This window comes from Streptomyces sp. NRRL F-5126, from assembly GCF_000721265.1.
Classification (GTDB): Bacteria; Actinomycetota; Actinomycetes; order Streptomycetales; family Streptomycetaceae; genus Streptomyces.
Window position 1 is genome coordinate 589,941 of the sequence record NZ_JOFZ01000004.1, and the last position, 20,189, is coordinate 610,129.

A 20,189-nucleotide genomic window follows, 5' to 3' on the forward strand; every position below is an offset into this window, starting at 1 on the left:
GGCACTCCTCGGGCAGCGCGTCACCGGTGCGCGGCGAGATCGCGCAAGCCGTTCTCCAGGAGCCCGAACGCGAACGACGCGTCAGCCAGCGCGCCCGCGCAGCGCGCGTCGGCCTCCTCCCCGTATGCGAGCCGCGCGGCGTTCTCCTGGGCCAGCGCCCACTGGACCGCGACGATCTGGACCGCGGCCAGGCGCGCGGTGAGCTCAGCAGCGTCCGCCGTTTCGCGCAGCGCCTTGGCGAGCGCGGTCTCGGCACCTGCCTTGAACCGCTCCATCCGGGCCACCAGCGCGGGTGTCTCGAGGATCATCCGGTGGAGCGCCCGCACCTCGGGGACGTCGTTCAACCCGGTGATCGGGTCGCGCTCGCGAAGCCCCCGCAGGAAGTGGTCCCGCACCGCGGCCAGCGGGGCCGACTGTGGCGGTCGTGCCCGCACCACGCGCGCGATCTCCGTCTCGTGGTCGGCGAGACGGTGCGTCACGAGGTCCTCCTTCGCCGGGAAGTAGGCGAAGAGCGTGCGTTTGGACACCTCGGCGGCTTCGGCCACCTGAGCCACCGAGACCTGGTTGAAGCCGTGTTCGAGGAACAGCGCGATTGCCGCCTGCGAAATGGCCTCGCGGGTTCGCTGCTTCTTGCGTTCCCGCAGGCCTGGCTTGCTGTCCACGGCTTCCACCCTAGCAAATCCCTGCGACGAGGGTAATTCTGCACCTGGTATACATTTGCTCCGAGTCGAGAGATGGGGCGGAGCGACAGTGCTGACAGGAACGCTGACGGAAACCACGACCGACGTCGTCATCGCGGGTGCCGGCCCGACCGGGCTGATGCTGGCGTGCGAACTGTCCCTTGCCGGGGTCGAGACCCTGGTGCTGGAGAAGCTGCCCGAGCGCATCGAGCAGGTGAAGGGCGGCGCGATCCAGCCACGCACCGCGGAACTGCTCGAGCTCCGCGGGCTCCTGGAACTGCTGCTGGAGCGTGCCGTGCCTCGCGACCCTGTGGGAGGGCACTTCGCCGGCCTGCCGGTGCCTTTGGACTGCGCCCCCTGGCGCACCAGGCACCCCTTCCCGCTCACGGTCCCGCAGTGGGAGATCGAGGAGGTGCTCGAAGAGCGGGCGGTCGCCGCCGGGGCGAGGGTCCTGCGCGGCGCCGCGGTCTCGCAGGTCGAGTCGGACGACGACGGCGTACTCGTCACGGCAGGCGGCCTCCGGGCCAGGGCGCGCTACCTCGCCGCGTGCGACGGCGGCCACAGCACGATCCGGCGGCTGCTCGGCCTGCCGTTCCCCGGCAGGCCGGGAACGAGGCAGGCGGCACTTGCCGACATCCGGCTGTCCGCCGTGACGCCGCTGGTGCCGCGGCAGATGGGCCACATGAGCACCCTGACCCGGCACGCGGCGGGGTACTGGTCCATGTTGGTACCCCTCGGCGATGACCGTTACCGATTCACCTTCGGACACGCGAACCAGCCGGAAACCGGCCGCGACGTCCCCGTCACCCACGACGAGGTGAGCAACGCGCTCAAGGCCGTCTACGGCCAGGGAACAACACTCGCCGCCGTCGAGAACTCCTCCCGGTTCTCCGACGCCACACGCCAGTTGGAGCACTACCGCGCGGGCCGAGTCCTGTTCGCGGGCGACGCCGCGCACATCCACCTGCCGCTGGGAGGCCAGGGCCTCAACCTCGGAGTACAGGACGCCTTCAACCTCGGCTGGAAACTGGCTGCCGTCATCCAGGGCCGGGCACCGAGCGGCCTCCTGGACAGTTACCACACCGAACGGCACCCGGCCGGGGCGCTGGTCCTGCACCACACCTCGGCACAGCGCGTCCTGGCCCACCCGGATCCCGGGGAGGACGTGGCCGCCCTCCGCGACATCGTCACCGACCTCCTGCGACTGCCCGACACCAACCGCCATCTCGCGGGGCTGATGTCCGGACTGTCGCTGCGCTACGACCTGCCCGGCGACCATCCGCTCACCGGGGAGCGCGTCCCGGACGCCGACCTGGTGACCGGCGACGGCCCCACCCGACTGTCGGCGTTGTTCCGGTCCGGGCACGCCGTCCTGCTCGACCTCACAGGCACCGTCCCCGCCGATCCCGGCCTCCCGCCGCGCGTCGATCTCGTCCGCGCCACCTGCGCCGACGACCTGGGCGCCGCCGCCCTGCTCGTCCGCCCCGACGGCTACGTCTGCTGGGCCACCGACGCCGACGCGGCCTGCGGCGACTTGCTGCGAACCGCCATCGCGCACCACCTGGCGAAACTGAGCTGATCCGGTGGCGCGGCTCGTGTCAGGATGCCCGCATGCCTTCTCGTGCCCTGAGCTTCGGTGCCGTGTCCGAGGCGTACGAGCGGTTCCGTCCCGGGTATCCCGAGGAACTCTGTGACACGGTGATGGCTTACGCGGGACGTCCCGTGGCAAGCGCCCTCGAGATCGGTGCGGGGACCGGGAAGGCGACCCGCCTCTTCGCCCGACGGGGTATCAGGATCACCGCGACGGATCCTGACGGCGCCATGCTCGCCGAACTGCGCAAACACGTCCCCGGGAACGTCGAAACGGTGCGGGCCGCGTTCGAGGAGGTGCGGCCCGACGCGCGTCATGGGCTGGTCTGTGCCGCGGCGTCCCTGCACTGGACCGACCGGGAGGGCCGATGGCCGCGGGTGGCGGCCCTGCTGGAGCCGGGCGGCGTGTTCGCGTCGTTCGGCGGGCCGGTCGGGCTCGCCGATGCGGCCGTGGCGCAAAGGGTGCGTGCGGCGAGGGCGCCGTTTCTGGAGAGCGACGACGTCCCGTCCCCGGACGGCACGTCTCCGTCGTCGGACATGCAGTGGCCGGGAACGGAACTCGTAAGGTCCGCATGGTTCACCGACGTCCGGCAGTCGGTGATCGAACGGCGGCTGACGATGACCGCACGCGACTACGTCGGCCATCTCTCCACCGTCTCGGCCTACCTCGCGCTGCCGGGCCCGCAGCGGGAGCAGTTGTTCCGCGAGATCCTGGGGGTGCTGCCGGGGACGGTCGAGGTCGACGCGGACATCACCGTCCACCTCGCGCGTCGGCGCCGCGGACTCATTTGACCACCAGGAACACCCCGGCCGCCGACGCCATCAGCCCGACGAGCCAGCCCGCCACCGCCTCGGCCAGGGCCATGCCGCGCCGGCCCGTGCGGAAGATCCGGGCGGTCTCGTAGCCGCAGACGCTGAACAGCGTGATCGCCGCGCCGAGAGCCGTCGTCGCGCTGCCCGCGCCCTGCCGGTACGCCCAGCCCGACAGCGCGCCAAGAAGCAGGCAGCCGAGGAAGTTCAGCGCGAACGGGCCCCCGCGGCCGGGCCGCCGCAGGCGCGTCTGCAGGCCCTTCTCCGTCACGTAGCGCAGCGAGCCGCCGGCGAGAGCGCCGAACAGCGTCAGGAGCAGCGGCATCGGGGCCTCCCCGTGGTGGCGACAGCAGGCCGCCGGACCATAGCGCTGCCCACGGCCGGCGGGCGCCCGCCACTGCGCAGTGGTCCGCGCGCCCCACCGGACGGGCCAAACGGCCACCCGTTCGGCGTGCCGCGCCACGGGGTCAGGCCCGGTGCCGAGGGCGCAGCGCGGGCCGCCCACGGCCGGCTCGCGGCGCAGCCGCGGTGCCGTGCGGTACAGCCTGAGCGTGGACCCGGGGTCTCCGTCCCGCGCCTCGACGGACAGAGCGGCGAACGACTCCGGCTGCGGCAGAGGTGAGCGCCACCCGGCAACGCCAACAGCGGCGCCGCGGCGGCTCGTACTCCAGGCCTCGTGTCCCGTCGGCGGCGAGCGCCGCGAGGTCCGTGCCCTCGTTCAGGGTGGTGTCCTCGACGGGGCCGCCGAGCCGCTGGTCCAGGATGTCGACGGCGAGGATCGGCCTGCAGCCCGCGGCCGGACCCGGTCGTCGACGAGCAGCGCGAGGCGTGTGACTGGCCACTAGCGCCCCGCGAGCGAACCGCCTCCCTGGCCACGGCCATGACCGTGGCCACGGCCGTGCGCCGCCGGCTGCGGCGTGAGCGTCAATGTCTGCTCCGCCGCCGTGCGCGCCCCGCCGACGCTGCTGCCGCTGGTGTCGGTCCAGGAACGCACCGGCGTCGTCTCGGCAAGCCGGCCGGCGTGCGACGACAGGCCGATCACCAGGCCGCTGTACCGGTTGACCAGCCGGTACGTCCTCGCGGATCCCTTGCCCGCAGGCGTGCTGGGAATGACGAACCACTGCTGCCCGACGGTCGGGCCTGCGGACGGGGCGGCGGTCACGGTGGGACTCGCGCCCCAGGCGCGGCCCGCCGTGGAGGTCGAGTCGACGCCCAGCAGCCCGCCGGTGGCGGCGTTCGTGATGCGGTACGAACCGTCCCCGTCCGGCGCGAACGTCCACGCGTCATGGCCGGAACCGGTGGCCCAGGCCCGTGACGTGGTGGCGGAGCCGTGGGCAGCCTGGGCCAGGAACCGGCCGTCGCCCGACGCGATGCGGTACGTCCCGCCGGACCTCACCGGCGCGGCGGGCGCGGACGAACCGATCGTGACGTTCACGTACTCGCTGGAGGAGCCGTCCGAGCAGCCGAACGAGCAGTACGAGCGGAACGTCCTGCCGACGATCGCTGAGCTGGTCCTGTTCGTGCCGTCGAGGAACCAGCGGTACCAGGACGCCGTGGTGTAGCCGCTGCCCGTGTCGCCGATCGGGAACCACTTCTGCGTCGACAGGTCGCGGCTGGCGTAGTAGTGCTGCGGTTCCGAGCCGTCCTGGTTGACGGCCTGCGGCTCGCCGATGTACAGCCCCAGATAGGCGTCGTAGGTGATGTCCATGACGAACAGCGGTGACGTGGGCGGCATGGTGCCCGCGGCGACCTGCTGGCTGACCGTGCCGCTGTTGTGCGGGTCGTACTCCTTGGCCGTGGGCGTGTAGCCGGTGGTGCTGCCGGCGCCGACCGGCACCATGTTGCTCTCCTTGCCGCCCACCCCCGGCTGCGACCAGGAGCCGTCGTACCACTTGTGCCACGAGCCGGGCGCCATCTTGGCGGAGATGGGCGCACGGGCGACGTGGGCCTGGAAGGCCTTCCAGGTGCCGCCCTTCTCCACGACCCGCGAGCCGTAGTAGACGTAGAAGTACCCGGAGGCGGTATCGACGAACAGCCGCGGGTCGCCGTCGCCGTAGTAGTACGTCTGCTGCGGGAAGGCGTCCTTGTCGCCCCGCACGGTGCTGTACGGCGAGGTGATGACATGGTTCTTGATGGTCCAGGTCCTGCCCTGGTCCGTGGAGAGCGCGAAGTCGATCGCGTCGTAGTGGATGCCGTCGCCGAACGGCTGCGGTGTGAACTCGTTGTGCACCAGGCCGTACCAGTCGCCGGTGTCCGGATCGACCCACACGCCTGCCAGGTCGCAGAAGTTGCGCTGCGAGTAGCTCGATCCCGCGGGCGGGAAGGTGGCCTCCTTGCCCGTCGGGCTGTTGTTGCACCGCGAGGTGGTGTCGTTGTTCCTGTCCTGCGGATCGGCCGGGTCGGCGGCGTCGCTGATCGCGCTGGAGCGGGTGGCGGTGTCGAAGTCGCCGCCGGTGAAGAAGTTCCACTGGCGGCTCGCGGTCGCGCCGTAGAGGGAGTGCGACTGCTGGTAGTAGAAGGTGCCGTCCTTGTCGATGTAGGAGGCGGCCGGTGTGTCGTCGGGGTTGCTCCAGGTGCCCTTGGCGCCCACGGTGACGGTGTACGTGGGGGAGGGGCCGGACGGGGCGGCCGACGCGGGAGGCGTGACCGCCATGCCGCCCACCAGGGTCAGGGCCGTGGCGACGACGGTGCCGAGCAGTGTCTTGCGTTGAACTGCCACAGGTACTCCTTCTCCTTCGCAGGGGGCCGCGCCGGCCCCTCGTTGTGCGGTGCCGGCCCGGCGTCGGCCGGGCACGGGTGGGCGGCTTGCCGGGCAGGGCCTTCGTGCGTCCCCGCCGTCATCCGAACGTCTCGACGTACTCCTCGGCCGGGCCGAGCTCCGGGCCGTCGAGGAGCGCGAGGTGGTCGCCGCGCCGTTCGAGCTCCAGCACGGTGAGCGTGTTGTGCCCGGTGTGCAGGAAGGGTCCGGGCAGGTAGAGCGCGGTCTGCGGTCCGACGTCCCAGTAGCGCCCGAGCAGGCTGCCGCCCACCCAGACGAAGCCCTTGGTGAATCCGGGCAGGGCGAGGAAGGTGTCGGCGGCCTCCGTGACGTGCAGGTCGGCGGTCGCGAATCCGGCCGTGCCGCCAGGCGGCGCTGAGGACACGGCGCGTGCCGTGTCCTGCGGCGCCCACTCGTCCAGTGGCAGCCTGTACATGGTCCAGCCGTGCACCAGGCGGCGTTCCACCCGTACGCCCCCGAGTATGCCCTTGCCCTGGCCCAGCAGCGGGCCGTAGTTGATCCGTCCCTGGTTCTCCACCAGCAACTCGAGCCGTACGCGCGTCCCGTTGCCCGACAGGGTGAACGCCGCGGTCTCGCGGTCGAGCACGGCGACGGGCCGGCTGTCCGCGAATACCTGCGCGCGGTCGTGCAGGCCCGTCACGGTGATCTCGTGCTCGCCGGGCGGCAGCAGCGGCCGGGCCTCGTACAGCACCAGGCCCGCGGACTGGCCGAGTTCCTCGAAGCTGAGCGGGCCAGGCGCGTGCACCGGCTCTGACATGGTCCGCAGCGCCTCCAGCAGCGCCGCGCCGCGCGTCACCGGCAGGGTCCGCGGCTCCAGCCTCGGTGGATCGGCGGGCGGCGGTGGCGCGGGGACACCGTTCAGAGTGGTCAGCCTCTCGCGCAGGGCGAAGAACTTGGGCGTGAGCGCGCCGTGTTCGGCGATGGGCGCGTCGGAGTCGTAGCTGGTGACGGTGGGCCGGATGGCCGCACCGTCATGATTGGCGCCGGCCCACAGCCCGAAGTTCGTGCCACCGTGCGCCATGTACAGGCTCACCGACCCGTCGGCCGCCACGACGCCTTCCATGGCGCGTGCCGCGCTGCCGGCCGACCTGACATGGTGCTTCTCGCCCCAGTGGTCGAACCATCCGCCCCACAACTCGGCGCACAGGAAGGGCTCCCCGGGGCGCCGCGAGCGCAGCAGCGCCGCCGCGTCCCTTGGCCGCGAGCCGAACGTCACGGCCGCCAGCTCGTCGGGGAGTGTGCCGCCGTCGAGCATCAGGGGAGTCGGGCCGTCGGCCGTGTAGAGCAGTTCGGTGATGCCACGGCCGACCAGGGCGTCGCGCACCCAGCGGACGTACGCCTCGTCGTCGCCGTAGCTGCCGTACTCGTTCTCGATCTGCATCGCCACGATCGGCCCGCCCCTCGCGGCCTGCAACGGTGCCAGGCGCGGGAGGAGCTCGTCGAACCAGTGCCCCACCGCGTCGAGGAAGGGCGCATGCGAGGTGCGTGGGCGCATGCCCGGCCGTCCCGTCAGCCAGGTCGGCAGCCCGCCGTTGTCCCACTCGGCGCAGATGTACGGGCCAGGCCGCACGATGACGTCGAGGCCCTCCTCCTGCGCCAGCCGGGCGAACCGTGCCACGTCGCGCCGGCCGTCGAAGCGCGCCCGGCCGGGCGACGGCTCGTGGAAGTTCCACGGGACGTACGTGTCCACGGTGTTGAGTCCGAGCGCTGCCACTCGCCGCAGGCGGTCCGGCCAGTGATCGGGGTGGACGCGGAAGTAGTGCAGGGAGCCGGCGAGGATGCGGTGAGGCCGGCCGTCACGCAGGAACACGCCGCCCGAGCGGGTGAGCGCGGGCGCCGGGTGCTCGGCGGGTGCGGCGGACGCTGGGAGTGGGGCGGTCACTTGACGGCTCCGGCGGTCAGGCCCGCACGCCGGATGCGACGCAGGGCGAAAAAGGCGACCACGAGGGGGGACGACGGACTTCCGCTACTCCGGCAATTGCGGCAATGAGCTGATCTCCCGGCCTCGGACCTGGGTGCTGACGGCTGAACTATTGCAGAGAATGTTATCGATGCCAATGAGTGGGAGTGCCGAACAAAGCACGCCTCAACCATGGAGCGAGACATGCATGATGGCGATATCATGGGGCTTCCACCTATCCGAGTGACCGACGCATCCGACGAGTGGACGAGCAAGGGACCCATGGCGAAGCGCAGTGACGGCGGGGAGCGGCCGCCCGGGATGGCGGACGTCGCCAGGGTTGCCGGGGTGTCGGCGCAGACCGTGTCGCGAGTCCTGTCGGACCACCCCAACGTGCAGGCCAAGACCCGCGCGAAGGTCCTGGCGGCGGTCGGCCAACTCGGCTACCGCAGGAACAACGCCGCGCGCATGCTGTCCTCAGGACGCAGCCGCACCATCGGCGTGGTCACTCTCCAGACCGACTTCTACTCGCGCGCGGCCGTCACCTCGGGCATCGAGAACGCGGCCAGGGCCGCCGGGTACGCCGTCAGCACGGCGACGACCGCCTCCCTCGACACCTCCGCCATCGGCAGCGCACTGTCCCGCCTCGCCGACCAGGGCGTGGACGGCGTCATCCTGTCGGTGCCGCTCATCCACACCAGTGAACGGATCGAGCAGCTCACCCGCTCCACGCCCACCGTCGCCATCGACGGATCCCGTACCGACGCCACCGAGGTCGTCGCCATCGACCAGACACTCGCCGCCCGCCTCGCGACGCGGCACCTGCTGGACCTCGGGCACGACACCGTCTGGCACATCGCGGGCCCGGGCCAGTGGCTGGAGGCCGCGAGCCGCCGCGACGGCTGGCGCGCGACGCTGGAGGCCGCGGGGCGCCCCGTCCCACCACCGCTGGAAGGCGACTGGTCCCCGGCCTCCGGCTACCGCAGCGGCCTCGTGCTGGCACGCATCCGGGACGCCACAGCGGTCTTCGTGGCCAGCGACGAGATGGCCTTCGGGGTGATCAGGGCACTGCGCGAACTGGGCAGACGGGTCCCCGAGGAGATCTCGGTCGTCGGCACCGACGACATCGAACTCGCGGAGTACTGCTCGCCACCGCTGACCACGGTCGCCCAGCCCTTCGCCCGGATGGGCGCGCTCGCCGTCGCGCACCTGCTGCGTCACCTCGCCGACCCGGGCGCACTGCCGGAACCGGCCTCGGTGGAACCGCGGTTGGTCGTACGCGCGAGCACCGCGCCGCCCTCCCGGGCCCCCGTCCCGCACCAGTAGCGGACACATCCTGACCGCTGTGCCTGAGAGCCTGTCCCTCGAACGGGACGACCGCGATGCGCGGTCGCACGGAAGGAAGGCGGAAACGTGACGGTGAGGACACGCAGCGGCCGGCTCGCCGGCAGGGACGCGGCAGTGCGGCCAGGCCCGCCCGAAGCGCCGGGCGGCGTCAACACCGCCCCCGCAGGCGGGCCCGAGCCCGAGTCCGAGGACCGGCACGCGTGCGCGGCGGTGACACGATGACCGTTCTCAGCACCCGCGCCCTGGGCCGCGCCACGCTCGCCCGCCAGTTGCTGCTCGACCGCGCCGACGTACCCGTCCTCGACGCCGTCGCGCACCTTGGCGGCCTGCAGGCCCAGGAGCCGCAGGAACCCTTCACCGGACTCTGGTCGCGGCTGCGCGGGTTCGACCCGTCCGCGCTCTCGGACCTGCTGACCGGCAGGCGCGTGGTGAGGACCCACCTCATGCGCCGGACCGTCCACCTCGTCACCGCCGAGGACGCCCTGGCCTGGCGATCGCGCCACGACACGATGCTGCGCCAGAGGGTGCTGGGGGCCTACCGCCGCGAGCTCGACGGAGTGGACCTCGACGAACTCGCCGCCGCCGGGCGGGCGGTCATGGCCGACGGCGAGGCCCGCTCGATGACCTCACTCGCACGCGAGCTCGCCGGCCGCTGGCCGTCGCCGGGGCCGCGGGCACTGGGCGAGATGCTGGTCGCCGCACTCATCCCGATGGCCCAGCAGCCACCCCGCGGCCTGTGGCGCACGAAGGGCGCGGTGCGCAACGTCCCGCTCTCCTCCTGGCTCGGACGCGAGGTCGACCCACCCGACCGCGGCGGCACCGACGCGGTCGGCAGGCAGCTGGTGCGGCGATACCTGGCAGCGTTCGGACCCGCCGCGTCGGCCGACCTGCGCGCGTGGTGCGGCCTGGCGGGGCTGCCGGCCGCGGTCGCCGCGATCCGCGAGGAACTGGTCGCTTTCCGCGACGAGCGCGGCCGGGAGCTGCTCGACCTGCCCGGTGCGCCGCGGCCCGACCCCGCGACGCCCGCCCCGGTGCGGTTCCTGCCGGCGTACGACAACGCGCTCCTCGGCTACCAGGACCGCGGCCGGATCGTCGATGACGCCCACCGCGGCCTGTCGGTCGCCGGCGCCCGCGTGGTCCTGGTCGACGGCAGGGTCGCCGCCACCTGGAGCGTCGAGGCCGGCACCGTCGCCGTCACACCGCTCGGCCGCTGGTCACCGGGCGAACGCGACGCCGTGGCAGAGGAGGGGCGGGCGCTCGCGTCCTTCCTCTCCGACCACGGAAGCGACCGCGTGGAGATCGCCGCTCCTGCCCGCTGAACGTGTGCCCGGCACGGCGGGACCGCCGGTTAGGCTCGTAGCCGGCCGACCGGGCCCCGCCTCGTAGCCGGTACGGCGCCGCCTGAGAGAGGGAGACACGATGGCCAGGTCCACGGACAGCGCCACCGGCACGCAGACGCAGCCGGCCGTGCCGCCCGCCGCCGACAGCCACGAGCTGATCCGCGTGCACGGCGCGCGGGAGAACAACCTCAAGGACGTCAGCATCGAGCTGCCGAAGCGCCGCCTGACGGTGGTCACCGGCGTCTCGGGCTCGGGCAAGAGCTCCTTGGTGTTCGGCACGATCGCCGCCGAGTCGCAGCGGCTGATCAACGAGACCTACAGCGCCTTCGTGCAGGGCTTCATGCCGACTCTGGCGCGCCCCGAGGTCGACGTGCTCGAAGGGCTGACGACCGCGATCATCGTCGACCAGCGGCCGATGGGCGGAGACACACGCTCCACGGTCGGCACGGCCACCGACGTCGGCGCCATGCTGCGGATCCTGTTCAGCCGGCTCGGCAGGCCGCACGTCGGCTCGCCCAACGCTTTCTCCTTCAACGTCGCCTCCATCAGCGGGGCGGGCGCGGTCACCATGGAGCGCGGCGGCCGGACGGTCAAGGAGCGCCGCAGCTTCAGCGTCACCGGAGGGATGTGCCCGCGCTGCGAAGGCCGCGGCTCGGTCTCGGACATCGACCTCACCCAGCTCTTCGACGCCTCCAAGTCGCTGGCCGAAGGCGCGCTCACCGTCCCCGGCTACAAGGCGGGCGGCTGGAACTACCGGCTCTACAGTGCGTCCGGCCTCCTCGACCCGGACAAGCCGATCCGCGACTACACAAAGAAGGAGACGCGCGACTTCCTCCACCACGAACCGGTGAGGATGAAGATCGAGGGCATCAACATGACCTACGAGGGGCTCCTCCCGCGGGTGCGCAAGTCGATCCTCGCCAAGGACCGCGAGTCGATGCAGCCGCACATCAGGGAGTTCGTCGACCGGGCGGTCACCTTCACCGCGTGCCCGGAGTGCGGCGGCACCCGGCTCAGCGAGGCGGCCAGGTCGTCGAGGATCGAGGGCACCAGCATCGCCGACGCCTGCGCGATGCAGATCAGCGATCTCGCCGCCTGGGTGCGCGCCCTCGGCGAAGCGCCGTCATCCTCGCGCGATGCGAACCATGCCGGCGTGGCGCCGCTGCTGGCCGCGCTGCGCGGGGTCCTCGACTCGTTCGTGGAGATCGGGCTCGGCTACCTCTCGCTCGACCGGGCGTCGGCCACGCTGTCCGGCGGCGAGGCGCAGCGCGTCAAGATGGTCCGCCACCTCGGCTCCCCGCTCACCGACGTCACGTACGTCTTCGACGAGCCCACCATCGGCCTGCACCCGCACGACATCGGCCGGATGAACGGCCTGCTGCTGCGGCTGCGGGACAAGGGCAACACGGTCCTCGTCGTGGAGCACAAGCCGGAGGTCATCGCGATCGCCGACCACGTCGTCGACCTCGGACCCGGCGCCGGCAGCGACGGCGGCACCATCTGCTACGAGGGCACCGTCGCGGGGCTGCGCGGGAGCGGTACGCTCACGGGCCGCCATCTCGACGACCGTGCGGCCCTCAAGAAGACGGTGCGCACGCCCACCGGCGCGCTCGAGATCCGCGGCGCGAGCGCGAACAACCTGCGCGACATCGACGTCGACATCCCGCTCGGCGTGCTCACGGTCGTCACCGGAGTCGCCGGCTCAGGAAAGAGCTCGCTCGTGCACGGGTCCCTCGTCCGCCGGCCACCGGCCCGGGGCATGACCGTGGTGCCGGTCGACCAGAGCGCCATCCGCGGTTCGAGGCGCAGCAACCCCGCCACGTACACCGGGCTGCTCGACCCGATCCGCAAGGCGTTCGCGAAGGCCAACGGCGTGAAGCCGGCCCTGTTCAGCGCCAACTCCGAGGGGGCCTGCCCGAACTGCAACGGCGCCGGCGTCGTCTACACCGACCTGGCGATGATGGCCGGGGTCGCCACCACCTGCGAGGAGTGCGAGGGCAAGCGCTTCCAGGCGTCCGTGCTCGAACACCGTCTCGGCGGCCGCGACATCAGCGAGGTGTTCGCGATGTCGGTGGCCGAGGCCGGGGAGTTCCTCGGCTCCGGCGAGGCGCGCATCCCCGCCGCCCAGCGGATCGTGCGGCAGATGACCGACGTGGGTCTCGGATACCTGACGCTCGGGCAGCCGCTGACCACGCTGTCCGGCGGCGAGCGCCAGCGGCTGAAGCTCGCCACCCACCTGGGGGACAAGGGCGGCGACCGGCTCGTCCACGTACTCGACGAGCCGACCACCGGCCTGCACCTCGCCGACGTCGAGCAGCTGCTCGCGCTCCTCGACCGCCTCGTCGACTCGGGCAGGACCGTCGTCGTGGTCGAGCACCACCAGGCGGTCATGGCCCACGCCGACTGGATCGTCGACCTCGGTCCCGGCGCGGGCCACGATGGCGGCCGCGTCGTCTTCGAAGGCACACCCGCCGACCTCGTCGCCGCGCGCTCCACCGTCACCGGCGAGCACCTGGCGGCCTACGTCGGCGCCTGAGCGCGGATCACCGAGTCTGCCGCGAGCAGGCGCGCCGTGTCAGCCGAGCGGCACGTCCTGGGAGCGAGACGGTACGGCGTCGAGCGCGGCGAGCGTCGCGTCGTCGAGCGCGACGGCTCCGGCGGCGACGTTCGCCTCCAGATGGCCTGTGTCCGCAGTGCCCGGGATGAGGAGCACGTTCGGGGAGTGGTGCAGCAGCCAGGCCAGGCCGACCTGCGAGGGGCTGCGGCCGAGCGACTGCGCGGCGGCGAGTACCGCCGGCTCGTCCGTCACCTTCGGGAACCCGGGGAACGCGCTGCCGAGCGGGAAGTACGGTACCCAGGCGATGCCCTGCTCGGCGCACAGGGCGAGGATCTCCTCGTCCTCGCGGGCGATGAGGCTGTAGCTGTTCTGCACGCACGCGATGCCCGCGGGCATCGCCCGGCGCAGCACGTTGGCGGACACACTGCTCAGGCCGATCGCGCCGATCTTGCCCTCGTCGCGCATCGCGGTCATCACCGCGAGCTGGTCGTCGAGGCCGACCACCTGGTCGCCCTCGGCCCGGATCCCCGGCCCGATGTCCGTGCGCCGCAGGTTCACCACGGGGACGCGCTCGACGCCGAGGCTCTTCAGGTTGTCCTCGACGCTCGCCCGCAATTCCTCGGGCCGCTGGGCGAGGCGCAGCGGGCGGGGGCCGCCCGGGTCGGGCGTGGCGCCGACCTTGCTCACGACGAGCACGTCGTCCTCGGGGCGCAGCGCCTCGCGCAGCACCTCGTTGGACAGGCCGTCGCCGTAGAACTGGGCGGTGTCGATGTGGTCGACGCCGAGCTCGACCGCGCGGCGCACCAGCGCGACGGCCGCGGCGCGGCCTTCCCGCACGCGTTCGAGCTGCATGGCGCCGTAGCCGACGCGTGAAACGGTCCGGCCGGCGATCAGGCCGGGGCCGCCTGGGCGTGCGGCGCCCGAGGCCGTGGTGCCGGGGGAGGAGGGGGTGCCGGTGGTCATCACAGAACTCCTGACACGTGAGATGATAGGGGAAGCGGAGGAACCTCCGTTAAGTCGACTGTAGCACTACCGGAGGTGCCTCCGTTTTGATTCCGCCGGAATCGACGCCAGCACGCCCGCTCCGCAAGGACGCGCGGCGCAACCGCGAGAACCTCCTGTCCGCGGCCCGGGCCGCCTTCACGGCGGCGGACGACACCGTCCCGCTCGAGAACATCGCCCGCGACGCGGGAGTCGGCATCGGCACGCTCTACCGCCACTTCCCCACCCGTGAGGCACTGGTGGAGGCCGTCTACGCCGCCGAGCTGGACGACGTCACCACGAGCGCCGGCGCCCTGCTCGAAGAGCACCCGCCCGACGTCGCGCTGCGCGCGTGGACCGACCGCTACGCGCAGTTCGTCGCGACCAAACGCGGCATGGTCGACACCCTCCGTGCCGGCTGGGCCTCGGGACGGATCGCGACGCCGACCACACGGGAGCGCGTCACCGCCGCGATCGCGACGATCCTCGAAGCCGGGGCACGTGAGGGCACACTCCGCGCGGACGTCGAGGCGGAGGACGTCACCACGATGCTCCTCGGCGTGTTCCTCGCGACGGCCGCGGGCGACAGCCTCGACCGCACGAAACGCCTCCTCGACCTCGTCGTCGACGCGGTCCGCCCGCGACCCGGCCGATGACACACCGTTCGGCGTCCTGACGTTCAGCGTTCCGGGGCGCGTGCCATGGGGTGCAGCGGCGGGGGAGTGGGCGCGGGACCGAGGGTGACCGTCCCGGGGCGCGACAGGCGGGCCAGGCCTCTCCGGTAGACGGCGATGGCCTCCTCGGTGCGGCCCTGGGCGTGCAGGAGGTCGCCGAGCAGCCGGGAGGTGTCGGCCAGGTCGCCGCTGACCTCGGCTTCTTCCTGCAGGGGGATGGCTTCCTTGTAGTGCCGCTCCGCGGCGCCGTCTTCGCCCCGCTCCTGGTGGATGAGGCCGAGCAACCGGTGAGCCGCGGCTGCGTGCACGGCGCCGTGCCCCGGCCCGAGTCCTTCGAGCAGAGTGTTCAGGAGCTGCTCGGCGTCACTGTCGTGGCCACGTCGACGGCGTACGTCGGCGAGTTCGACCTCGACCTGCGCGGCGTAGAAGCTGCCGCCGGTGGTGCGCAGCATCTCGCGCGCGGTACGCAGCTCGTCCTCGGCCTCGGCGAGCCTGCCGTGCTGGGTGTGCAGGTAGCCCCTCATCCAGTGGCACTGGGCGAGTTCGGAGTGGATGTCGCGCCGCCGGTACAACTCCTGCGCCTTGGCCAGATACGTTTCCGCGTCGTCGTAGCGGCCGCCGGCGATCAGGGTACGGGCCACGGAGCGGTGCAGGCCCGCGACGGCGACCGGGTCACTGACGCGCGGCGCGAGGTCGAGGGCCAGGACGGCTGCCTTGGCGGCGCGTTCGTGAGCGCCCAGGTCCATGTACGGGGTGATGACCGTGGCGTACAGCAGCATCAGCGCCTCGGGGTCGGGAAGCCCCTGGGCGTTGAGCTCGTCGATGGTCTTCTCCAGCAGGTAGCAGGCGAAGCGCACATCGCCCTCCAGCTGGTGGGCCGTGGCCAGCCCGCGCACGGCCGGCACCTGCCGGGGCAGCGGCTCGTCGGCCACGAGGCCCTGTGCGCGCTCGAACTGTGCGCGTCCCTCGGCCAGTGCGCCGCGCCGCAGCAGGCAGTGGCCCAGCGCCACCCGCAGTTGTGACTCCAGGTCCGGCACTCCGTGGTGTCCGGCGCGCTCGATCAGGCCGGCCAGTAGCGGCTCGGCCCTGCTGCCGCTCGGGCCCGCCATCAGATCGCTCGCGGATGCCAGTCCCTCGCGCAGTTCAGCTCGCAGCCCGGCAGGCACTCCGGTCGTCAACTGGTCATAGGTGGTACCGAGTTTGACCGCGAAGTAGCGCAGGGCGGTCTCCGAGGCCCGGGCCTTGCCGGCCTCGACGGTGGAGACGTAGGCCGCTGTGTACTTCGGTTCGGCAAGCTGACGCTGGGTCAGCCGCTGCCCGGTACGCAGAGCCTGGACGCGTTCCCCGATCCGGCGTGCCTCACGGTGCGCACCTTCGCCCGTACCGCCACCGGCCATGGCCGCCTTCCTTCCCCCGCCTCACTGCCCGATCGACGGGCCGGGCCCAGTCCTACCACAGGCCCCGCTGCTCGAAGCGATGTCAAGTGACTGCCCGCCAGGGCTTGCGGACCTCGTATGCGAGGCCTAGTTTAACTCGCCATGTAAGTCTAATTATCTCTCAACTTACATGCACTCTCATGGAAGCAGGAGCCCGACCATGCGCAGATCCATGTCCCTCGCCGCTGCACTCGCCACGGCGGCCGGCGCCCTGGCGCTGTTCTCGCCGTCCGCACAAGCGGCGGACGCCGCGGCCCCCAGCGTGCCGCCGACCTCGGCAGCGGGGACGGCCGCGACCGGGCCCACCTGCTGGTTCGGCGCCTGCTTCGACTACGTCTACGGACGCCAGCACACCGACACCGCAGGCGCCTCCATACGCATGGAGGTCGCGGATCCGCAGGTCAACCCGGCCCAGACCGGCGAGCACTCCCTGCAGGAACTCTCGCTCCAGGACACCGCCCAGCAGTCCACCGTCGAAGTCGGCTGGACCGTCGACCCCGAGCTCAACGGCGACAGGCAACCGCACCTGTTCGTCTACCACTGGGTCGACGGCCAGACGTCCTGCTACAACGGCTGCGGCTTCGTGCCCGTCTCCAAGACCATCACCGCCGGCATGCCCCTCCAGGCCGGCCGCAAGGCCGACTTCGCCATCCGCAACATCGACGGCGACTGGTGGATCCTGTACAACCACACCAAGGTCGGCTACTTCCCCGGCTCCCTGTGGAACGGCACCTACCAGCGCGCGCAGGTCGTGACCGCGTTCGGTGAGGTGGCCGAGAACGAGACCGACAGCCCCTCGTGCACCGATATGGGCAACGGACGGCCGGGCAGTGATCAGCACGCCTCGTCGATCGGCGACTTCCGCCTGTACGCCGCCGCCGACAAGCCGCAACTGACCGTCACCGCCAGCAGCCCGCAGTACTACGGTTACGGCAAGGTCAAGAGGAACTCGTTCCGCCTGGGCGGTCCCGGCACCGGCGCCTGCTGACCGGGTCCCGGGAGATCACCGCGAAGTCGCCGCCCGGACGGCGCCGGCCCGGGGGGTGAGGACCGTACGGTCGAAGGGCCCGCCGTGCGCCGCGGCATGGGCGACAGCGTCGTTGACGTCGTCCAGCGCGAACGTCCTCACCCGCTCGGCGGCCAGGTCCAGTGCGCCCGATGCGGCGATCCGCAGGAGGCCGACATTCGCCGCCCGCGGATACAGCCACTGCCCGCGCACGGTGATCGAGTTGCGCATGATCCACGGGTACGGGAGCGCCAGGTCGTCGCCGCCGAGCATGCCGACGCCGCCCATGAGGGCGACACGGCCGTACTCGCGCACGGTCATGGCGGCCGCGCGCGTGGCCGAACTCGGCGCGCTCGGCGGGAGCAGATCGATCACCAGGTCGACCGGGCCGTCGGCAGCGTCCGACATCGCCGCGCGGTCGGCCGCCTCGTCGCCGGACAACTCGACCGTGCGTACCCGTGGGCCGAACCGGTCGGCGAGCAGGTCGAGCACCGCCCGGTTGCGGCCCGGCGCGACGACCCGGCCCGCCCCCATCGCGAGCGCGGCCGCGACCGCGCTGCTGCCGAAGTTGCCGGTCGACCCGCTGACGAGCACCGTCTCTCCGGCCTCCAGGCGGCCGGCGAGCAGCCCGCCGTAGGGGACCCCGTACACGGCGAGTGCGGCCCAGCGCGCCGGGTCGTCCCCGGCTGCGGCGGGCAGGGGGAAAACGTTCTCTGTGGGGACACGCATGGACTCGGCGAACGAGCCGTCGTGCAGGTGCCGGGCGAGCCTCGCCCCGCCCTCGCCGCGCGAGCTCCAGCCCTGGAGCGTGATGTCGGGCGTCAGCGCGTCGTCCCTCGAACGTACCGTCGAGTCGCACCACACCAGGTCGCCGGGGCGCAGCCGGGTGGCGTCCGGGCCGATGCCGACGACCCGGCACACCCCGCCCATGCCGGGCACGACGGGAGGCACGAGGGGATAGTTCCGCTCGCCGCCGAAGATCTCGGCCGCATACGGGAGCACGCAGGTGGCGAGCACCTCGACGAGCACCTCGCCGCCCCCCGCCTCGGGTACCGGCACCTCCCGCACCTCGAGCGGTGCACCGAACTTCGCGAGAACTGCTGCGCGCACGTGGAGACCTCCGTCTTGTTCCGTGTTTCCGAGGTCAACGCTACGAGCGCGACAGCCATGCGGGAAGCGAGCATCCGGCATCCCCGGTATGCTCACATCGCATGGAGATCTCCAGTGAGGGACTGCGCGCCCTGCGGCAGATCGCGGAGTCCGGCAGCTTCACCGCGGCTGCCGCCAGGCTCGGCTACACCCAGTCGGCGATCTCACGCCAGGCCGCCGCTCTCGAACGCAGCGCGGGCGCGGCCCTGTTCGAACGGCGGCCCGACGGGGTGCGGCTGACCCCCGCCGGCCTCGTGCTGCTGCGGCACGCCTGCACGATCCTGGACTCCGTCGCGGCCGCCGAGCGTGATCTCTCCGGCACGGCCCCGCGCACCGAACTGGTACGGCTGGGCATGTTCCTGAGCGCGGGCGCCGTGCTCCTGCCCGCCGCGCTCGGACACCTCGCACAGGCGTCCCCCGAGGTCACGGTCGAGACGACCGAGGGCACCACCCCCCGCCTCATCCGTGCACTGCGCGCCGGTTCGATCGATCTCGCGGTGCTGACGTCGAGGCCGCCCCACCGGCCGTCCGACGGCGAGTCGCCGCGCCTGCACATGGAGACTGTCGAGGACACCGAACTGGTCGTGGCCGCACCCGCGGCCGGTGTGTTCGCGGGCCGCACCTCGGTACACGTCGACGAGCTGGTCGACGCCGACTGGATCGCCACCGCCTCGTCGCGTTCCGAGCCGCTGCTCGGCGTCTGGCCGGGCCTGCCGGGGCGTCCGCACATCGCCCACTCCGCCCGCGACTGGCTGACGAAGCTGCGACTGGTCGCGGGCGGCTTCGGCGTGACGACGGTGCCGTCGGGGATGTCGTCCGTGCTGCCGCCCGGGGTGGCCCTGCTGCATGTCGATGGCGTGCCCCCCGAGGTCCGCAGGGTCCTCGTCGCACGCCTGCCCGGCCACCCCACGCCCGCGGTCACGGCGGTCACACGGGCGATCGCCTCGGGCACATGACGCTACGCCGAGGGCTCCGGCGAACCGCGCGGTGATCCACCTGGGGGCCGCGAAGGCGGTGCCCACGACGCCCCAGGCACCCGCGTCGAGGGCTTCTCGGGCCTGCGCCGGGGTGTGGATGCGGCGTTCGGCGAAGACGGGGACGGCGAGGACGGCGACCAGTCCGATGTCCGCGCGCTCAAGCGCAATCGGCGCAAGGATGCCCGGTACGCCACGCAGCGCAACCACATCATCGCCAAGAAGCTCATCGCCCTCGCCCGGTATCCGGCGGCGGGTTGCGGCCGACAAGAACCAGCGGGCACGGCGGCGCTCCTGGGCATTCGCCCAACTCGGAACGTTCATCGAGTACCCGAGGACAACGCCCGCGCCGACGGGCGAGCGTGGGCGGAATGCAGCAGGAGAGACTGTGGGACAGCGATGCCGCCCGCCGCCACGACACGCCGGGGACCGGCATGTTCGCCCCCGAGGTCCTGGGGCCGACCGCGGACGTGTCACCGGCATCGAACGGTCACTGCCGATGGTGGAGCGCTCCGCACCAAGGTCGACGAGGCCACGATCCCCGTGGTCATGGGCGACATGGCCACCAGCGCCGCACCCGGCACGTACACGCTGGTCCACCTCGTCCACAACACGATCGCCAACCTGCTCACCCAGGACGAGCAGGTCCAGTGCTTCAGGAACGCGGCAAGGCACCTGGAGCCCGGAGGGCGGTTCGCAATCGTGCTCTGGGTACCCGAGCTCGATCGCTCCCACCCGGCAGGGCCGCCACCTGGCCGTCCGAACTCGACCTCATGGCCCGGCCGGCCGGATCCGAGCTGGAAAGCAGGCACGCGGACTGGACCGGCGCCCCGTTCACCGCGGACTCGCGCTCACACATCTCCGTCCACCGGATCCCCCGTACGCGCCGACCACATGACGACGGCTCGCGCCTCGTGACGACCAGTGGGCTCCCGCCGCTGCCACGAGGCGCGCTCCCGCTCAGGC

16 protein-coding genes and 1 pseudogene are annotated in these 20,189 nt (G+C 72.2%); 10 read left to right on the plus strand and 7 right to left on the minus strand.

Going from position 1 to position 20,189, the window contains the following annotated elements:
* Nucleotides 1-20: 20 nt before the first annotated feature.
* Nucleotides 21-671, minus strand: a complete 651-nt coding sequence (locus tag IH48_RS0111120; protein WP_037841475.1) for a TetR family transcriptional regulator — start codon at nucleotides 669-671, stop codon at nucleotides 21-23.
* Nucleotides 672-750: 79 nt separating this feature from the next.
* On the opposite strand from IH48_RS0111120, the gene IH48_RS0111125 reads away from it, so the two are divergent.
* Both IH48_RS0111125 and IH48_RS0111130 read left to right on the plus strand, forming a co-directional pair.
* The gene (locus IH48_RS0111125) at nucleotides 751-2,259 is read left to right on the plus strand and encodes an FAD-dependent monooxygenase (protein ID WP_267885308.1); all 1,509 of its coding nucleotides are present in this window, start codon (nucleotides 751-753) and stop codon (nucleotides 2,257-2,259) included.
* Nucleotides 2,260-2,291: 32 nt separating this feature from the next.
* Entirely contained in the window at nucleotides 2,292-3,062 is a 771-nt protein-coding gene (locus IH48_RS0111130; RefSeq protein WP_030902402.1) for a class I SAM-dependent methyltransferase, read from the plus strand.
* Here the strand turns inward: IH48_RS0111130 and IH48_RS0111135 are convergent.
* From IH48_RS0111135 to IH48_RS0111145, 3 genes are all read right to left on the minus strand, one after another.
* Nucleotides 3,055-3,405 (minus strand): CrcB family protein, encoded by a 351-nt coding sequence (locus IH48_RS0111135; protein ID WP_051839540.1) that lies wholly within the window; start codon nucleotides 3,403-3,405, stop codon nucleotides 3,055-3,057. The two genes, IH48_RS0111130 and IH48_RS0111135, sit on opposite strands and share 8 nt — an antisense overlap.
* A 516-nt stretch (nucleotides 3,406-3,921) precedes the next feature.
* Nucleotides 3,922-5,799 carry an RICIN domain-containing protein gene (locus IH48_RS0111140; RefSeq protein ID WP_420705467.1) on the minus strand — a complete coding sequence of 626 codons (1,878 nt, stop codon included), beginning with the start codon at nucleotides 5,797-5,799 and terminating at the stop codon, nucleotides 3,922-3,924.
* Between the two features lie 118 nt (nucleotides 5,800-5,917).
* The gene (locus IH48_RS0111145) at nucleotides 5,918-7,741 is read right to left on the minus strand and encodes a glycoside hydrolase family 35 protein (protein WP_051839542.1); all 1,824 of its coding nucleotides are present in this window, start codon (nucleotides 7,739-7,741) and stop codon (nucleotides 5,918-5,920) included.
* Nucleotides 7,742-8,041: 300 nt separating this feature from the next.
* On the opposite strand from IH48_RS0111145, the gene IH48_RS0111150 reads away from it, so the two are divergent.
* From IH48_RS0111150 to IH48_RS0111160, 4 genes are all read left to right on the plus strand, one after another.
* Complete coding sequence (locus IH48_RS0111150) at nucleotides 8,042-9,085, plus strand: LacI family DNA-binding transcriptional regulator (protein ID WP_030902414.1); 1,044 nt, start codon at nucleotides 8,042-8,044, stop codon at nucleotides 9,083-9,085.
* An 87-nt stretch (nucleotides 9,086-9,172) separates the two neighbouring features.
* Nucleotides 9,173-9,328, plus strand: coding sequence for a hypothetical protein (locus IH48_RS36200; protein ID WP_158710275.1), 156 nt, complete (start codon nucleotides 9,173-9,175; stop codon nucleotides 9,326-9,328).
* On the plus strand, nucleotides 9,325-10,425 hold the full coding sequence (locus IH48_RS0111155; RefSeq protein ID WP_030902417.1) for a winged helix DNA-binding domain-containing protein: 1,101 nt from the start codon (nucleotides 9,325-9,327) through the stop codon (nucleotides 10,423-10,425). The genes IH48_RS36200 and IH48_RS0111155 overlap by 4 nt, the downstream gene beginning before the upstream one ends.
* A gap of 100 nt (nucleotides 10,426-10,525) precedes the next feature.
* Nucleotides 10,526-12,982: an excinuclease ABC subunit UvrA gene (locus IH48_RS0111160; RefSeq protein WP_030902418.1), complete on the plus strand. Its 2,457-nt coding sequence runs from the start codon at nucleotides 10,526-10,528 to the stop codon at nucleotides 12,980-12,982.
* Nucleotides 12,983-13,021: 39 nt separating this feature from the next.
* Here the strand turns inward: IH48_RS0111160 and IH48_RS0111165 are convergent, their stop codons facing one another.
* On the minus strand, nucleotides 13,022-13,966 hold the full coding sequence (locus tag IH48_RS0111165) for an aldo/keto reductase (protein ID WP_030902420.1): 945 nt from the start codon (nucleotides 13,964-13,966) through the stop codon (nucleotides 13,022-13,024).
* Between the two features lie 86 nt (nucleotides 13,967-14,052).
* Here IH48_RS0111165 and IH48_RS0111170 point away from each other — a divergent pair, with 86 nt between their 5' ends.
* Nucleotides 14,053-14,640 (plus strand): TetR/AcrR family transcriptional regulator, encoded by a 588-nt coding sequence (locus tag IH48_RS0111170; protein WP_030902422.1) that lies wholly within the window; start codon nucleotides 14,053-14,055, stop codon nucleotides 14,638-14,640.
* A 23-nt stretch (nucleotides 14,641-14,663) separates the two neighbouring features.
* Here the strand turns inward: IH48_RS0111170 and IH48_RS0111175 are convergent, their stop codons facing one another.
* A complete protein-coding gene (locus IH48_RS0111175; protein WP_051839544.1) occupies nucleotides 14,664-16,055 on the minus strand; it encodes a helix-turn-helix domain-containing protein in 1,392 nt (463 codons plus the stop codon).
* A 199-nt stretch (nucleotides 16,056-16,254) separates the two neighbouring features.
* Here IH48_RS0111175 and IH48_RS0111180 point away from each other — a divergent pair, with 199 nt between their 5' ends.
* Entirely contained in the window at nucleotides 16,255-17,082 is an 828-nt protein-coding gene (locus IH48_RS0111180) for a neprosin family prolyl endopeptidase (protein WP_030902426.1), read from the plus strand.
* Between the two features lie 15 nt (nucleotides 17,083-17,097).
* Here the strand turns inward: IH48_RS0111180 and IH48_RS0111185 are convergent, their stop codons facing one another.
* Nucleotides 17,098-18,210, minus strand: a complete 1,113-nt coding sequence (locus tag IH48_RS0111185) for an alcohol dehydrogenase catalytic domain-containing protein (RefSeq protein WP_030902428.1) — start codon at nucleotides 18,208-18,210, stop codon at nucleotides 17,098-17,100.
* A 101-nt stretch (nucleotides 18,211-18,311) separates the two neighbouring features.
* Between IH48_RS0111185 and IH48_RS0111190 the strand changes: the two genes are divergently transcribed.
* Both IH48_RS0111190 and IH48_RS36970 read left to right on the plus strand, forming a co-directional pair.
* On the plus strand, nucleotides 18,312-19,205 hold the full coding sequence (locus tag IH48_RS0111190) for a LysR family transcriptional regulator (protein ID WP_030902429.1): 894 nt from the start codon (nucleotides 18,312-18,314) through the stop codon (nucleotides 19,203-19,205).
* Between the two features lie 389 nt (nucleotides 19,206-19,594).
* Nucleotides 19,595-20,101 (plus strand): annotated as a pseudogene (locus tag IH48_RS36970) (methyltransferase domain-containing protein); the annotation flags it as partial.
* Between the last annotated feature and the right edge of the window lie 88 nt (nucleotides 20,102-20,189).

Excerpts from the sequence above, each read along its gene's own strand:
- IH48_RS0111130 (WP_030902402.1), top strand. The coding sequence starts at position 2,292 with ATGCCTTCTCGTGCCCTGAGCTTCGGTGCCGTGTCCGAGGCGTACGAG.
- IH48_RS0111135 (WP_051839540.1), bottom strand. The coding sequence starts at position 3,405 with ATGCCGCTGCTCCTGACGCTGTTCGGCGCTCTCGCCGGCGGCTCGCTG.
- IH48_RS0111150 (WP_030902414.1), top strand. The coding sequence starts at position 8,042 with ATGGCGAAGCGCAGTGACGGCGGGGAGCGGCCGCCCGGGATGGCGGAC.
- IH48_RS0111155 (WP_030902417.1), top strand. The coding sequence starts at position 9,325 with ATGACCGTTCTCAGCACCCGCGCCCTGGGCCGCGCCACGCTCGCCCGC.
- IH48_RS0111160 (WP_030902418.1), top strand. The coding sequence starts at position 10,526 with ATGGCCAGGTCCACGGACAGCGCCACCGGCACGCAGACGCAGCCGGCC.
- IH48_RS0111165 (WP_030902420.1), bottom strand. The coding sequence starts at position 13,966 with ATGACCACCGGCACCCCCTCCTCCCCCGGCACCACGGCCTCGGGCGCC.
- IH48_RS0111175 (WP_051839544.1), bottom strand. The coding sequence starts at position 16,055 with ATGGCCGGTGGCGGTACGGGCGAAGGTGCGCACCGTGAGGCACGCCGG.
- IH48_RS0111180 (WP_030902426.1), top strand. The coding sequence starts at position 16,255 with ATGCGCAGATCCATGTCCCTCGCCGCTGCACTCGCCACGGCGGCCGGC.
- IH48_RS0111190 (WP_030902429.1), top strand. The coding sequence starts at position 18,312 with ATGGAGATCTCCAGTGAGGGACTGCGCGCCCTGCGGCAGATCGCGGAG.